The organism is Micromonospora sp. LOL_025, from assembly GCF_048060285.1.
Lineage (GTDB): Bacteria > Actinomycetota > Actinomycetes > Mycobacteriales > Micromonosporaceae > Micromonospora.
Genome location: NZ_JBHMIR010000103.1, coordinates 1 through 953 on the forward strand (window position 1 = coordinate 1; position 953 = coordinate 953).

The 953-nt window shown below is 65.7% G+C and carries 1 protein-coding gene; it reads left to right on the forward strand.

All coding sequences use genetic code 11. The annotated features are described in order from the left end of the window. Positions 1-195 precede the first annotated feature (195 nt). Positions 196-953: AfsR/SARP family transcriptional regulator (locus ACFHW0_RS31665; RefSeq protein ID WP_416613296.1), on the forward strand; the 758-nt coding region annotated here is incomplete at its 3' end.

Below are 953 nucleotides of genomic sequence, written 5' to 3' on the forward strand. Positions count from 1 at the left end.
GTGACGGTCTCATGCCCCACCACCACCCGACAATGCCTGACCAGCAACTCCACACTGCCAACCCAATGACACCCACCATGCACCCCCACCTCCTGCGGGGTGCCCTAGGGGTGCCTCGCCAATGACCACCGATGGGAAACTCGGACCCCGCCGGAAACACCCCACCCCGGCCACACCCCACCCGGGAGCAAACCCATGCACTTCTCCGTACTCGGCAGCACCGAAGTCACCAACAACGGCCACCACCTCGAACTCGGCGGAATCAGACAACGCGCAATCCTCGGCTACCTCCTCCTCAACGCCAACAAAGTCGTCGCCACCAGCCAAATCCTGCACGCCATGTGGGACGGCAACCCACCCCCCACCGCCCGCAAAATGGTCCAGAACGCCGTCTCCGGCATCCGCCGCATGCTCACCCACAACACCGACCCCACCACCAACCCCACCCTGCGCACCCACCCACCCGGCTACCAACTACGCATCGACACCGAAACCATCGACCTCTACCGCTTCCGCCGACTCGTCCGCGAAGGCCGCAACGCCACCACCAACGGCAACCCCCACCGCGCCGCCCAACTCCTCAACGAAGGACTCACCCTCTGGCGCGGACGCGCCCTCGCCGACCTCGTCGAAACCGGCACCTGCTGGTCAGAACTCGCCGCCATCGAAGACGAACGCCTCTCCGCACTCGAAGACCGCCTCGACGCCGAACTCGCCTGCGGCCGACACCGCGAAATCACCCCCGAACTCGAAATCCTCACCGCCACCGAACCCATGCGCGAACGCCTCTGCCACCAATTCATGCTCGCCCTCTACCGCAGCGGCCGCCAAGTCGACGCCCTACGCGTCTACCGACGCACCCGCGAAGCCCTCGTCGACGGCCTCGGCCTCGAACCCGGCCGCAGCCTCCAAGAACTCCAACAACGCATCCTCGAACACGACGCCAAAATCCA